A 14,540-nucleotide genomic window follows, 5' to 3' on the forward strand; every position below is an offset into this window, starting at 1 on the left:
TAAGGGTAATTTCATTTATTCAGAGTCATGGGTAGAGGGCCGTTCTAGAGGTCAAGCTACAGCAGTTTTATTAAACAGACACTAAATATCAATAATTTTTAGCTCTAGAGGAAACAGCGCAGATGGGACGAATCTTTATTTCGGCAGGTCATGGTGGAAACGAGAACGGCAGAATCGATCCAGGCGCGATCGCGGGCGGCACCACAGAAGCCAGAGAATTGATTCTGCTGCGGGATTTGATCGTCGCCGAACTGCGATCGCGAGCGTTTGAAGTTTTGGCCGTACCCGATGACCTCAGCCTAGCGGGGACCATTGCCTGGATTAACAGTCGCGGGCGTGTGGGTGACGTAGCCCTAGAAATTCACGCTGATGCTTTTTCTGACCCCTCTGTGCGGGGAGCCAGTGTTTTCTATATTGCCAATAATGACGAGCGCAAAGCTCACTCAGAGCTGTTGTTGCTGGCGCTGCTGCGTCGAGTGCCCCAACTGCCGAGCCGAGGAGCTAGACCCGACACTGCTACCGGAGTGGGTAGCCTAGCTTTTTGTCGCCAAATCATTCCTGCTTCTCTGTTAATGGAAGTGGGTTTCTTAACCAATCCAGACGATCGCTTTTTAATTCAAAATCGTCGCCGCGATATTGCCTTGGGTCTGGCTGACGGCTTAGCAGCTTGGAGCCGAGCGGTAAGTGGAACAACTCCTACGCCAACCCCTACACCAACCCCTACTCCTACGCCAACCCCCACGCCCACACCTTTGCCCACGGGCACCTATACTCCCGCCAACATCAATATTAATGGCTCTATTTATGGTGAACAGGGCATTGTGGTCAATGGCAATGCTTACATTCCAATCGACTTAGCCGATCGCCTGCGGGTGGATTTGACCAAAGCCCCTAATATCCGCCGAATCAACTACCGCAACATTGTCTATATCCGAGCGGTGGATCTGCGGGAGGTTAATATTTCTGTGGGTTGGGATAGCGTCAGCCGGACAGTGATTTTGCGATCGATCCTTTCAATTTGTCCCGGTCAACTCGATCGCATCATTAGCAACGGCAACACATCGGAAGTCCAGCTAATGATGTTCCTCAAATCTAACAATGAGAATGCTTTAGCTCAGTTTCCCGACTTACCGAAGCTGTACCGAGAAGAAGCCAGCGTGGAAGGCGTAAATTATGATATTGCTTTCTGCCAAATGTGTGTGGAGACTGGCTTTCTACGCTTTGGTAGTGAAATCAAACCTTCGCAGAACAACTTTGCTGGCTTGGGAACAGTTGGTGGTGCTGAGGTAGGTGCATCTTTCCCTAGCGCTCGCATTGGAGTTCGGGCGCATGTGCAGCACCTCAAAGCCTATGCCAGCACCGAGCCTTTAGTTCAGGATGTGGTTGACCCGCGCTTCCGCTTTGTCACTCGTGGTATTGCCCCTTTGGTGGATCAACTGAGTGGCCGCTGGACTGCTGACTTACAGTACGGCACTAAAATTACCGCGACCCTGAGACGGCTCTACGAAACGGCAGGCTTACTGTAAGGCTCGTTGAATTTACTAGTTGCGATCGCGCTCAACTGTTTCTAACTCAAGATATCGAGTTTGCAACACTCGAGACTGAGCGGCCAATACCTGAGATTGAGTTCGCAGCCTTTGAAATTGTGCTTTTAGCGCCAGAGATCGGGCTTTAAGGCGGTCGTGGTCATCCTTAAATGCGATTGCTTGTTTGGATAAAGGGTAGGTGTTATCTGTGCCAGAAATACGAGGCTGCGGAGATGTCCATCTCCGCAGCCTTCCCAGAGCTCTAGGGCTACCATCTCGGCCATAAATTAGTTGAAACAACCTGGCTAAAGCCTCTCTGATAGGCTCATCCTCATTGAAAATTTTTTTCGCGATCGCTTGATTATAAGAAACTTGATCGGAGTTTAAGGCCTGACATAGTTCTTGATTGGTATGCTGCAATTCCTGATAGCAGGATTTCAACTCCTTAGCCTGGCTCCACAACTGCTGATACAGAGCCTTCTTTTGTGCTTTCAGTTGTGTTGCTTCTGCTTCTAGCTGCTTGACCTTTTCCTCAATTTGTTGAATAAAAAGGTTTAGATAGTCCTCAAAGTTGGACTCTTTACTATTTAAAGGCTCATCTTGCAGCTGCTGAATTTGGGCTTTTAGTTCCCTCACCGCCATTAAAATGTCAACTTGGATTTGGCCCTTAGTGGGTTGTGTTTGGTTATCCATACTTCTAGCGATTGCTAGATTTAAACTAGCAAAAGAATACTGATGCTCACAAATTTAGAACTCATTACAAAAACTTGATTCGCCCAAAAGGACGAATCAAGTTTTTGTGTTTATGGCTACTAGCATTTTCTACTTAGTAGCTGAACTCTTCAAACGAGTTGAAACATTTTTAGTTGATTCCACTAAAATTACACCTACTGTCCCGCTGCAAACACCTGATCCGCCATCAAGTTCAACTCCGCGCAGCTCATAGCGTCCCCCATCTTCTGGATATTGGTTGACAAACTGATCAAAGGTCAATGGCGATCGCGCAACTTGCCCAACCATAGTCAATCTTTCCCTAGGTTTATGGGACTCCTGGCAAATTGGATTTGATGAGTTGAAGTCTACTGGAGGGGTTCTGTCACCCAAGTAAATTCAGCTTCTGTATCTGATTTGCTAAGCTGAGCTAGCTTCCAACTTTTCTGGTCGGGTTGCTGTTGCAGGTAGACCTCGAACGGATTTTTTTCCTGAGTGACTTGGCGGCTAGGAAACTTTAAGGTGAGGTCGTAAGTTCCTTGGAGATGGTAAGCAGATAAGCCTTGAATCTTTAGCGAGTCTTGCTTAGCGATCGCGACTTGCTTCACTTCTACTTTGGGGGGCTTTTTGAGCCGGAGTTGTTGGGCGAGGGTTTGCTGGGTTTGGCCGACTTGTAGAGCGATCGCTTGTTGAACGACTCGGTCACTCAGCCCCGGAATGCCGTTGCCACAAGCCGTTAATAGTCCTACCAGAACTACTGCCAAAATCGCTCGGATCATAAACTCCACTCTCCTCTGAGTTCCAATTACAGCAAATCACCCTCAATATAGTAATTTTGTAGCTGCATTTTTAAGCAAAACATTCCTATGTCTAATAAAACACTGGATTTGACGAATCAACTGTATGACTATCTGTTGTCCAACTCTTTGCGTGAACCGGAGCTTTTAGCGCAACTGCGACAAAAGACCGCTGAACATCCGATGGCTCAGATGCAGATTGCTCCAGAGCAAGGGCAGTTTATGGCGCTGTTGGTGCAGCTAATGGGGGCTAAGAAAACGCTGGAAGTGGGAGTATTTACAGGTTACAGTTCCTTAGCGGTGGCGCTGGCTTTACCCACTGATGGCAAAGTCATAGCTTGCGACGTGAGCGAAGAATATACCGCGATCGCCCGTCGCTATTGGCAAGCCGCTGGCGTGGCTAACAAAATTGAGCTGCGGATTGGCCCAGCCGTAGACACCCTAGACCAGCTTTTAGCTGCTGGTGAGGCCGAAACTTTTGATTTTGCCTTTATTGATGCTGACAAGAGCAACTACTGGAACTATTACGAGCGATCGCTGCAACTCGTGCGTCCGGGTGGGTTGATCGCGATCGATAATGTGCTTTGGTCTGGACGGGTGGCAGACCCGCAAGTGCAAGACAACCGCACCGAGTCGATTCGCGTCTTCAATGCCAAGCTGCACCAAGACCAACGCATCACGCTCAGCCTGGTTCCGATCGCGGATGGCTTAACCTTAGCTCTGAAGCGGTAGCCGAACCAGCGTTAACTAAACAAGAACCAAACGCCTGCCCACGCGACCAAAACACCCAGAATGGCCTGTCTGCTAACCACTTCACCCATTGCGATCGCGATCGGCAGGATGAAAAGGGGGCTGGTGGAACTGAGGGCTTGGGCTACCCCAACTGCCGTAAATTTGAGCGAAGTTTGTTGCAGCCAGATGCCCAAGTAGGTGCTGAAAAAAGAGGTAATGGCGATCGCGCCTAGCCAAGACATTCCCTTCCGGCGATCGCGCTCTAACCCTAGGGTCTGCATCACCAACCCTGCTTGCCGTCGCACTAGTAGCCACATCAGCATCACCAACACCCCGGCGGCTAAGCGGACTAGGGTGCTCCACAAGGGGCTGATAGTGCTCTGAGTTAAAGCGGCACGAGATAGCACCGCCCCTCCTGCTTGGCCCAAGGCTGCTAGTAAACCGTAACCAACTCCTAGTAAAGAATGAGCTGATTTATTTGTCACTGAGTTGGTTGTTCCAGTCGGCGATCGCTCACTCACTACCCAAGTCACGCCGACAATGGTAAGAAAAATCCCCAACCAATTGCTCAGCTTTAGAGTTTCTTGCAAAAACAGCAAGGCGAGAAAAGCGGAGAGCGGGGGTGCTAAAGCCTCCAGTAGCAGAGTTCGCCTTGGCCCCAATAAATTTAGTGCGGCAAAATAATAGGTGTCACCAAAGCCAATCCCCACCACTCCACTCAGGATCAACAGTCCCAAAGCTGTGCCGTTAATGTCAGGTAGGCCGCTGCCTTGGAGCCAGAGGGTAATGGCGAGAAAGGCGATCGCGATCACGCCTTTCAACGAGTTCAAAACCAAGGGAGGCACCCGCTGCCCAATGCGAGTGTAGATGACAGACGCGATCGCCCATAAAAATGCCGCATTTAACGCGGCTATTTCTCCCTTAAATTGGGTGAGCCAAATTAGCATTTAACCGGGATAGATTAAGCCGTTCACTATACACCACTGTAATGGGGAATTAGGCTCCTATCTTTTGTGCCTGATTACTAACATTGCTAGCTTTAAGACACAGATCGCGATCGCGCTTTCACGGAAGTAATGGGAAGTAGACGCGATTGCCATTCATTCTCTACCATCCGAGGCGATCGCCTTGAAGTTGTAGGGAGTTGATACAGCACGAAAGGTTTTCTGCTGGTCTGCCGTTGTTAAGCTTTTGCACTCCGCTCCAGCAATCTTTCGTTTCCCCTCATCAAACACAACCCATAGATGGTCATTGTCGATCGTGATTCCTTCGGGGACAACTCCTTCTGCCAAAATTTGAGAAATAGATTTGTAGCTAGTGAGATCTTGAATTTCTGTGGGCTGAGAAATTGCGTTACCATCCCACGTCCAAATTTTGAAGGTATCACCTGCGCCAGGCGGACCGCTGAGAATTATAATCTGGCGATGCGTTCCATCGTAGTCCAGATCTCGGATGCCAGCACCGTTGAACTGCCATAGGTGTACGTTACCTAAGGTGACATTGTTGCTTGTAACCGATAGGAGAGGGTTTACTAACTCGACCGCGATCGCCTGCCTGGGAGCTTCTGAGTTCATACTTGGATTGGTTGGGCTGCGTAATCCAATCAAAAGATTGCCATTCGGCATGGCAGAAATTCCTTCAATGCTAAGTCCGCCGTCACCATCATCTTGCTTCGGATCTTTTGCCCGATCAATCTCAGAAATACCAACACCCTCAGTGCTTTTAAGTTTGGCTTGAAGCGCAGGAACTAAGTTCTGTAAGGAAGCGAGCACCTCAATTGGATTTTCGACCTCTGACTTCCAGCGGAAGGCAACCAGATTCTTGCGGCTATCCCGGGGTTTGAAGTTTTTGTTCCGACTATGGGAGGCTAGGGCAAAGTAAACGTCACCCACCTGAGCCAACCCTTCAAAATCTATTTCTGGGTTTTTAGAGTCGATTTGCAACTTCTCTCGTGGTAGGACAGGAGCGGAGATGGGTTTGCCACCTTTGCTGAAATCGAAGAGGCGAAAGAAAGTTGTTTCCTGGTCTTCGTCGTTGAGGACTAAAAACTGTGAGTTGATTTTTAGAATTGCCGAAGCATCACACATACCTTGCAAAACCACTGGTGCTGAAGTAGGAATGGGATTTGCAAAGGCGCGACTGATTCCCACAATAAATACCAGAACAATGCTTAGAATCAACGTTTTCAATAGAGTTTTCATAAATAACCCTAGGAAGCATAATTTTTGTTGAAATCTAGCAGCAGACTGAAGCAATTTTTTACTTTTGAGGCTGCAGCGTAGATCAAGGTAGAGATTGATATGCTTTGGAGCAGCTTTGGATTGGATACAACAAGTTACAACAATCAGAATTTGGGTGAGTGCTAACAGAAGGGTACAAGAGCTGATTGTGCCTAGTCCAAGGTTCAGATGAAGCCTCAGTCAAAAATAGGGTGTCCATCAAAGCTGAGAACTACTTGTGGTCAAGTATTTATTGTTGCAATACTCTTTTGTTTTCATTACTGATTCAATTTCAACTTCTACTTTCTTTGAAGAAGTGCTTTTAATAACGAACTCACTCGCTCCAATAGGAGGCTTGTTAGGAGGATTACCCCAATCGTAGGTATATCCTAAACCTGTCCAAGGATAGCCTTCAGCATCTTGTTTAATAGCTACTAGATCAGCACGATCCCCAGGAATAGACGAAGGTATGATGGCACAGCTAGAATCGTTAATTTCTTCATCTATACATGGGCGCATTAGATCTTCTTCCTTTACCCATATTTCAATAAAGTGTGTCTTGACGCTTTCTAACTTTAAGCCTAAATATTGTTGTAGTCTTAAATTTAGTAGTATGTTGCCAGGAGCAACTAAACCCGAACCTTTGCAAGTGTGGCAAAACTCTTTAACTTGAGGAGCTGGCGTCACCCAAACATAGTTATCATATAAGTGTTTTTGTTTTACTTTATTTTTCCACTCCAACTCTCTACCACTCTCTATCGTCATCCAAGTAGACATTAAAAACTCTGTTTTGCCGTCAAGTACTCTAAATTTTATTTTTTGCTTTTTATTATTCTTTGATAATGCCCATAGATTATTTGTTGTTTCACTTAACTCTACTTCTTGAGTATCATCAACCGCTCTTTCGAAGCTCTTCTTAAGAGTATTAAAAGTCTTAGGCTTATTTTTGAGAAGATATGATTCAACATTTACTTCCGATGAGGGCTTTGAAGAGCTGTTTGAAGCAGCCTGAGCTTTTACAAAATGTCCTTCACTAGCTAACAAGCTTGCGACAAAGCTGACAAAAATCATCCTAAAAAACCTTGAAGGTAATAAAATCATTAGCTTTTTCATAGTGATATCTTCATGGCTATATTTGCCAAAAACCTCAAAAATCTTTTGGATATATACTGTTCAGAAATTGGATCAGGAATATACTTTAAATAAGGCTCATTCCTGAAATAATTTTTTGATTAACTTATTTCGAGTTTGTGAAGGGCTTTTAATATTTCCATGGTTTTTGCATTATCGATTAAAAATGCGGTAAATGTGCTACTTTCTTTACTCTTGATAAACGAAAACGGCTTCTGCTCGGAAATACCGATAAACACATCAATCTAATTATCCTTAATAGCTCCCCCCACATCGGCTGCAAAGAAATATCCATCATGTTTTACTACTTCGCCAGTCGGTAAAGTTATTTGTTGCCCTCGTGCATCTGAAATATAAATCACAGAGCCTATGGGAATCTTTGTTCTGTCAACTGCAATACTTCGAAAGGGAACTAAAAGAAATCCGTTTGTTCCTTCTCCAAAGGTTCCTTTAGAAACTGCGAAACAAACTCGGTTAGTTCCCTGAATTTCATTTAAATTCAAACTACGAAATAGCGAGGAACAATCAACTTGTGCTTCTGAACTCCTCCCAGCGAAATTAAATGTTCTTGGTTTTCCGTTCGCGTCTAAGACCTGCACGGTTCCTTGAAGAGCTGCATGGCACCAGTCATGCTTAGAGAGCTTTGGGCCTAGGTTATTACCTGCCATATCGAGCAGGGGATAGCCATCAGGTATATCTTGTGCTCTGTGTACTTTATAGAAAGTTGCCCATAAAATCAGGGTTTTACTACGAATGCTATCTGATGGTTCTGGTAAGTCGAAAGCTGCTAGATGGAACGTGCGGAGATCCTGTAGAACAATCTTGAGGTCAGACCTAACAATTTGATTACCACTGGCATCAATGCCTTGAGCAGTAACTTTACGCTCGCCGCTTGTATTAAATTTACAAGAAACGGCCCATTTGCCGTCTGTTACCCTCGCTTCACCAAGAGGCCATTTATCTTCTGCTAGCAGCTTAATACTAACAATACTTTTTTCTGCAGTTCCCTTAAATTCAATCATCTCTCCTGTCTGAAACCTTGAACCTTTTTCTGGACTGATAATTTTTACAAGCATTTCAATCCTCCTCGCGCCTATTAAGAATAGGGGAGACGCAAATAAATTGTTAAGAGACGATATGGGCTTAAGGTTTTTTGCAAATCTGAGGTGAGCAAACGATCTCAACCGAGCGAATTACAGCAGATTCGTGAAACTCTTTTGTTGTATTAAACTCTTTTGAAGGAGACGAATAAATTCCTGCAAAATTTCGCTCTGGTGCTCTAACCTGAAAACGAACATTTTGCACTGGTTGGTTAGCAAATTTTACGTACTCTCTGGATTCATTTGAAGTGTTGTAGGAGAGAGTTGCGTCTCCATAAACTGTTTCTGCTTGTCTCAGTTTTATTCCGGCTCCAATTCCTTTGGCAGTACGATAGTTAGAATTGTCAGTCAACAAAGCTTCTATCGAATCCGAGTCAGTTAGTGTTGTCCCAACTGGGTAGAGGATATAGTATTGAACTTTTCCAGCCTGGCTAACGACGATGGCATTGAAATCTACAATGAAGGGCGCTTTTATCGTAAATTGAGCTTTTGTTTGCAATATCTGCTTCAGTTGCCCCAATGGCATTCCTAATTTCGCAGGTCCAATTCCATCTAGTGAAATCCTTTGGCTTGGAACTGGCGAGGTCTGCTTTGCAATCAGTAGTTTAGTAGCTGGAGATTGGTCGCCAGCTACATGTTGCACTGAATTAGAAGGTGATATCTCTGAAGATGAGGGAAGCGTTGGTGAACTACAGCTCATAAGCAGTGCCATACTGCACGAGAGCAATGGAGGCTTCATAAAGTAGACTCTTGTTGGGTTTAGTTACATTAATTTGAAGCTGGTGTTGCTCAGTTCTAACTAAGCCCCAAAGCTGTTCGGGTTTTAGGACCGACTGACCCATCAGCTACAAGCTTTGCAGATTTTTGAAAAGCAATCACTGCTGCTTGAGTATTTTCACCAAAAAAGCCATCTGCAGCTCCAGGTTTAAATCCTTTTTCTCTTAAATGCTGCTGAAGTTTTGTGACATCTAGGCCAGTTGAGCCAAGTTTAAGGACTTCATCAGAAGTGTCATTTTCAAGTTCTTTTGGATCAGTTTGTAATTCTAACCTGCTAGCAACTTCTTTGCGCAAACGAGGTAGCTGGCTGAATAACCAATCGCCTGGACAAATTGTCTGACTGAACTCCCTATGACCTCTAATATTTTTGGGGCTAATCTTGCAAGATTTACAAAGAGAAGCACACAATTCTACCAGGCTATCCCACTGCTTCTGCCCCATGTGGAATTCCATAAAGTTGCCTTCATTTTCGATCCCAGGAGAACTATTGCCACCAGCTAATTTACCGGGATCTTGAGCTGTATGAGCGGACTGAACACAAAGCCCTCGTTTCACAGCATCTAGGGAACCGTGTCTCCCTTCAAGAATGAGACCTCCAGTTGTATTTAAAAAGTTGTGTCCCGAATCCGAGAAGCCTCTCTCTGGTGACATCATGTCTCTTTGAGTATCGAGCGCAAATTGCTTTGCGCCTTGTAGGGTGCCATGGGAGCGAGCGTTAGGGGGATTCGGAGTCACAGTATGGTGAATGACGATGAATCGTGGAGTTGTAATCGAAAATGGAGAATCTTTAGGCTTATCTGCACCCCATTCTGCTGTTGAAATAACTTTGGCGGTAAAAGGCATTGTCTTTTCCTCTAATGTGTGTGAGTTGCTGATTACTTTTGGTAAAGCGCTTTTGGAGTGATGAGTTCACCAGATTTATTTCAGTAGTGCTTGAAGCTGTAACTAGAGAAGAACCATTACAAGCTTTATCACTCAATAACATCTAAGTTTTGATAAAAATTGCAGATGCACCATCCTTCGATCAACTGTCTGTGACTATAGCCCAAGCGCTTTGAGAGTCATTGGTCCAACTATTCCATCCACCCCTAGGCGCTTTGTTGCCTCCTGGAACTGCTTTAAGGCCTTTTCGGTAGCCATGTCAAAGGTTCCAGTAACTTGAATGTCAACTTTGATGATTTTCGCTTTCAGCAATGCCTTTTGCAGTTCGGCAACATCATCGCCGTGCATCCGAGGATCTTCCAACCGTAGTAATCTTCTGGCGCTGGGTCCGAAACCTGTTACAGGAGAGTCTGCTAGCCGTGCTTCGGTCTGTGGGCCAAAGTCGCCATCCTCTGTTAAGCGATCATTGGGATTATTCTGGTTCCAAAGCCGTTGGAAAGCTTTTACGCCGATGCTGCCCAAATCCTCGCGAGTAGCAGCGTGAAAGATAAAGTCGAAATGAGGAAAATCAAAATGTCGTCCCAGTCTAAACCAATTATGTTGTTCAAAGAAAGGTTCCCAACCATCAGGATCTTGAACATCTAAGGCAAGTCCGCCTTCATGGTTGCTCGTACCTGGGAAAGCCGCTGCAGTAATACCACATAAACCTCTTTGAAATTGCTGATGCAGAAGGTACTGTTGGACAACTGTACGGTAAGCCGAGTTCACATGTAGCTTCTTGCCACGTTTCTTGATGGCAAATCTTAGCGATTCTTTAGCAGCAGGCTGCAAGAAAGGATTAAGTTGATCGCCCTCTACATCTACATTGAGATCATCAAAGTTAACTAAAACGTTAGGGACTAGAGAGTTCATCACAGCAATAATCTGTAGGCTTAAGCCTCTCGCTAGCCCAGTATTACAAGCACCAATCAGATCTTTAACGGTCTCCATAGACTATTCCTTTAGGTTGCAAATAGGTCAAAATTCGAAACTTTTCAGACGAACCAGGTCAAAACAAGCAGTATCTTAGATGCCAGAATCAGTTGGATTGGAATTGATACTAGTTTGCTGTTCAGACGCAGTACGGTTCCCTTACAGTGTTCTGGAGTAGATATTAAAACCATGGCCAGGGCAAAGCACAGGAGAATGCAATAAACTCACTTATTTATCTAATTAGAAACATGTTGGAAAGACTGAAAAAAACTTTGAGAAACTAGAACCCTAGACTAAAGCGGACTGAAGAGCTACTGTAGCCTGTCCCAGAAGGGTGATTTGTTTTTTCCGTAGCAGTAGATTTTGGAGCTGCACCTATGTCTTTAGTTGTATTTCAAAGAGTGGACTAGTGTAGTGATCAAAAGTGATCTAAAAGTGATCTAAACGGATTAAATTCTATTAAGAAATTAAATTGAAAACTTTTAAGAGTTCTGAGCTTCATAAAGATTATTTTTCGTTCTTTATGTCAACGAATGTTACAAATAATACTCTTTGGGGACGGATCGCTAGTTCTCTGGGCAGATGAATGTCTCAAAGATTACCCCGTATCCTAAGCTAGGAAATGTGAGGAGCATTGGTTGCATAAATGTCTGTTGAAGAAGTTCTAAACCTTCTCAATGAAGTTCTTGGCAGTGAATACCTAAATACCACTCAAGAGCTAGTATTTAAGCAATCTTGGGCAGGAAAATCATACTTAGAAATTGCTGCTAGTACTGGTTACAACGCAGAGTACATCAAGTACGTTGGTTGCCAACTTTGGGCAAAGCTGAGCCATGCACTTGATGTGAAAGTGACCAAGAAGAATGTGCATTCAGTTTTAGAGAAGCGTAAGGTTCAGCAGGCTCAAGGGCCTATTACATCAAGTAACCGATCGCCTTGGCAAGGAACGATCGCTTCCTGGGATGAAGCCACTGATGTTTCAACGTTTTATGGGCGCAACAGTGAGCTTGCGACACTCAAACACTGGATTTTGCATAACTCCCCTCAGACCGAGACTGCTTCCCAACGCTGTCGGCTAATTGCCCTAGTAGGAATGGGTGGCATTGGTAAAACCACCTTAGCTGTCAAGCTGGCAGAGCAGATTCAAGCTGAGTTCGAGTTTGTGATTTGGCGATCGCTTCGTCAGATTCCATTACTTAAAGACCTGTTAACCGATATCCTGCCGATTCTGTCCCAGGAACCAGAGGCTGATCTATCAGCGACACCCGTTCAGCAGATTACCCAATTCACAGAGTTTCTCTACCAGTATCGCTGTTTGATAGTCCTCGATAATTTAGAGTCTATTTTGCCAATGAGTGAGCAAACTGAACATTATCGGCAAGGTTACGAAGACTACGGACATCTCCTGAGACGGATCGCAGATGAGCACCATCAAAGCTGTGTCATCCTAACGAGTCGAGAGAAACCTAAGGGATTGACGGCTCGCGAAGGCCAAGGATTGCCTGTGCGATCGCTGCAACTAAGCGGATTGCAGCTCCAAGAAGCCCAACTCCTCCTTGCAAATAAGGGATTGCTAGAGTTAGCAGGAGACTCTCAAGTGCTAGTTGAGCGCTATTCAGGCAATCCCCTGGCATTAAAAATTGCCGCAACGACAATTCAAGGGCTGTTTGATAGCAATGTGACTGAATTTCTCCACGGCACGATTGTCTTCGGAGACATCTGGAACTTAGTGGATCAGCAGTTTAAGCGACTCTCTCCCCTAGAGCAGCAAGTCATGTACTCACTTGCTACTAATCGTAACGGGATGACATTAGCAGACTTGCGAGTTGATATCACTCCAGTTGTTTCCCATCGGCAGGTGCTAGAGGCATTAGAGTCCTTGCAGCGGCGATCGCTGATTGAACAACACTCAGCCCGGTTCACGCAACCATCGATCGTGATGGAATATATGACGGAGCGCTTAGTCAATCACTCTTATGAAGAGCTAACGTCACTAATCAAATCAGCATAATTGTCAGAGCCTTCCCACCTTAAGGTCTTGGAGAATTTCGTTGGCGGCTTGAATGCCAGAGAGAGCGGCTCCTTCCATGAAACCCTGCCATTCGTAGAAAGAGTTGGCATGTTCTCCGGCGAAATGGAGATTACCGACGGGTTTGCCTTCGTTGCCCGCAATGCTGGTAAATTGTCCGGGCGTGTAGCAGGTGTAGCTGCCTTTGGTCAATGGGTTAGAGGGCCAAGGCTCTAGGTGAACGCGGTATTGACCATTGATTTTAGTAGCGACTGCTTTTGACCCCGGATAAACTCGATTGAGATCCGTAAGGAAGCGATCGGCCTCGGTTTGCACATTACTAACTTTGAGACGCAGAGCGCGATCGCCACTGGAGTAGTCGGTGAGAATTGCCTGAGTACTAGTGGCTTTAGCAGGGTTGGTTTCCCAGGTGGATTGGTGGTTGGGCAGGTCGGAGTAAGAGCTGCCATTGCTGCCAGGGAGCCAAGGCCGCCCGTTAAAGCCGAGCATCATCTTGGCATTGTTACCATAACCGAGCTGTTGGATGGCTTGAACCTTCCAGGTAGGCAGACCCAGGCTTGGATCTAACTCGACTTGACGTAGTGTCGTGAAGGGAATGGCCAAAACTACCGCATTATAAGTAGCGGTTGTGGTGCGGGAGCCACTCTGGAAGGTGAGTTCAATCTGATTGGTGCCCGTTTTCCGCACCCGCAGCAGTTTCATGCCCAGTTTGACTGGACTTTGTAGGCGATCGCGTAACCCCTGCGTGATTTTGTCGTTACCCTCGACTACGTGATAGCGTTCATCACTAAAGACACCAAAAGGCGTGAATTTAGAACGGCGATCGGCATGGATAAACAGGAGGAAGTTTAAGCAGCTTTGTTGAGCGATCGATAGGCCATATTCCGCTTCATAGGCGGCTTTGATCGCTGACTTCACCACATTACCCGCTTGGCGGCTGTCCAGATAGGCTTGTAAGCTGGTGCGATCGAGTCTCACATCTACCTCGGTGTGGCTATCAGCGCTAGGCTCACCGGAGAGCGTCCGTAAGTCTGCTTGCATAGCCGACACCAAAGCTCGAAACTCATCCACTACGACTGATTCTGGGTAACGCTGGCCGTTGAAGTAGTAGAAAACTTCTCCTGGTTGTTTGGTGACATCTTCCAGCGTTAAACCGAATTCGCGCGCATAACCGATCAGGGTTTTGTGCAAGTTATCAATAAACTCACCTCCCCGCTCCGCCACCTGACCGGGAAAGAAGTTGTTACTCAAAGAATAGCAACGGCCCCCGACGCGATCGCTGGCTTCATGGAGGGTGGCAAGAATGCCATTACGTTGGAGTTCGTAGGCACAAGTTAAGCCCGCAAATCCTGCCCCTACAATTCCCACAGTGGCACTTGATTTTGGTTTGGGTGCGGCACTGACCTGACCCATGTGACCCACGATCGCGCCTGCGATTCCCAAACCACCTAACGCTAACAACTCCCGACGACGCAACCGTTGGCGATCGGCAGCTTCCTCAATCGCGGCGAGCCACTCTAAACCTTGGCTAGTCGAAATCTGCTGCCGATCGCAAAATAAAGCAACCTGGATAGCCCGCGCCAAATTGTCGAAGAGAGGGGAGTGACTCATAAGCTTCCTTAACAGCAGTTTTCTTAATAGCGAGTGAGGGAAATAGTCCCTAA

14 protein-coding genes are annotated in these 14,540 nt (G+C 46.0%); 3 read left to right on the forward strand and 11 right to left on the reverse strand.

Annotated elements, in window-relative coordinates:
* The first annotated feature begins 122 nt into the window (after positions 1-122).
* Positions 123-1,526, forward strand: a complete 1,404-nt coding sequence (locus H6F90_RS25075) for an N-acetylmuramoyl-L-alanine amidase (RefSeq protein ID WP_190441692.1) — start codon at positions 123-125, stop codon at positions 1,524-1,526.
* 15 nt (positions 1,527-1,541) lie between these two features.
* Here H6F90_RS25075 and H6F90_RS25080 read toward each other — a convergent pair whose 3' ends face one another.
* The 3 genes from H6F90_RS25080 to H6F90_RS25090 all read right to left on the reverse strand — a co-directional run bounded on the left by H6F90_RS25080 (position 1,542) and on the right by H6F90_RS25090 (position 3,016).
* A complete protein-coding gene (locus H6F90_RS25080; RefSeq protein WP_190554793.1) occupies positions 1,542-2,219 on the reverse strand; it encodes a hypothetical protein in 678 nt (225 codons plus the stop codon).
* A gap of 129 nt (positions 2,220-2,348) precedes the next feature.
* Positions 2,349-2,546 carry a hypothetical protein gene (locus H6F90_RS25085; protein ID WP_190554794.1) on the reverse strand — a complete coding sequence of 66 codons (198 nt, stop codon included), beginning with the start codon at positions 2,544-2,546 and terminating at the stop codon, positions 2,349-2,351.
* Between the two features lie 59 nt (positions 2,547-2,605).
* A complete protein-coding gene (locus H6F90_RS25090; RefSeq protein ID WP_190554795.1) occupies positions 2,606-3,016 on the reverse strand; it encodes a hypothetical protein in 411 nt (136 codons plus the stop codon).
* An 87-nt stretch (positions 3,017-3,103) separates the two neighbouring features.
* Between H6F90_RS25090 and H6F90_RS25095 the strand changes: the two genes are divergently transcribed.
* Positions 3,104-3,766 (forward strand): class I SAM-dependent methyltransferase, encoded by a 663-nt coding sequence (locus H6F90_RS25095; protein ID WP_190554796.1) that lies wholly within the window; start codon positions 3,104-3,106, stop codon positions 3,764-3,766.
* An 11-nt stretch (positions 3,767-3,777) separates the two neighbouring features.
* Here H6F90_RS25095 and H6F90_RS25100 read toward each other — a convergent pair whose 3' ends face one another.
* The 7 genes from H6F90_RS25100 to H6F90_RS25130 all read right to left on the reverse strand — a co-directional run bounded on the left by H6F90_RS25100 (position 3,778) and on the right by H6F90_RS25130 (position 10,865).
* Complete coding sequence (locus tag H6F90_RS25100; protein WP_190554797.1) at positions 3,778-4,713, reverse strand: DMT family transporter; 936 nt, start codon at positions 4,711-4,713, stop codon at positions 3,778-3,780.
* A 153-nt stretch (positions 4,714-4,866) separates the two neighbouring features.
* On the reverse strand, positions 4,867-5,967 hold the full coding sequence (locus tag H6F90_RS25105) for a DUF3616 domain-containing protein (RefSeq protein WP_190554798.1): 1,101 nt from the start codon (positions 5,965-5,967) through the stop codon (positions 4,867-4,869).
* Between the two features lie 237 nt (positions 5,968-6,204).
* Entirely contained in the window at positions 6,205-7,098 is an 894-nt protein-coding gene (locus H6F90_RS25110; protein ID WP_190554799.1) for a hypothetical protein, read from the reverse strand.
* A 263-nt stretch (positions 7,099-7,361) separates the two neighbouring features.
* Positions 7,362-8,192: a 3D domain-containing protein gene (locus tag H6F90_RS25115; RefSeq protein WP_190554800.1), complete on the reverse strand. Its 831-nt coding sequence runs from the start codon at positions 8,190-8,192 to the stop codon at positions 7,362-7,364.
* A gap of 67 nt (positions 8,193-8,259) precedes the next feature.
* Positions 8,260-8,955, reverse strand: coding sequence for a hypothetical protein (locus H6F90_RS25120; protein WP_199296162.1), 696 nt, complete (start codon positions 8,953-8,955; stop codon positions 8,260-8,262).
* 56 nt (positions 8,956-9,011) lie between these two features.
* Positions 9,012-9,836 (reverse strand): N-acetylmuramoyl-L-alanine amidase, encoded by an 825-nt coding sequence (locus H6F90_RS25125; protein WP_190554801.1) that lies wholly within the window; start codon positions 9,834-9,836, stop codon positions 9,012-9,014.
* A gap of 195 nt (positions 9,837-10,031) precedes the next feature.
* Positions 10,032-10,865 carry a peptidoglycan-binding protein gene (locus tag H6F90_RS25130; RefSeq protein ID WP_199296163.1) on the reverse strand — a complete coding sequence of 278 codons (834 nt, stop codon included), beginning with the start codon at positions 10,863-10,865 and terminating at the stop codon, positions 10,032-10,034.
* 628 nt (positions 10,866-11,493) lie between these two features.
* Here H6F90_RS25130 and H6F90_RS25135 point away from each other — a divergent pair.
* Positions 11,494-12,858: an NB-ARC domain-containing protein gene (locus H6F90_RS25135; protein WP_190554802.1), complete on the forward strand. Its 1,365-nt coding sequence runs from the start codon at positions 11,494-11,496 to the stop codon at positions 12,856-12,858.
* 3 nt (positions 12,859-12,861) lie between these two features.
* On the opposite strand, the gene H6F90_RS25140 is transcribed toward H6F90_RS25135, so the two are convergent.
* Positions 12,862-14,487 (reverse strand): FAD-dependent oxidoreductase, encoded by a 1,626-nt coding sequence (locus H6F90_RS25140; protein WP_190554803.1) that lies wholly within the window; start codon positions 14,485-14,487, stop codon positions 12,862-12,864.
* Between the last annotated feature and the right edge of the window lie 53 nt (positions 14,488-14,540).

The sequence above is a fragment of the Trichocoleus sp. FACHB-591 genome (genome assembly GCF_014695845.1).
Taxonomy (GTDB): Bacteria; Cyanobacteriota; Cyanobacteriia; order FACHB-46; family FACHB-46; genus Trichocoleus.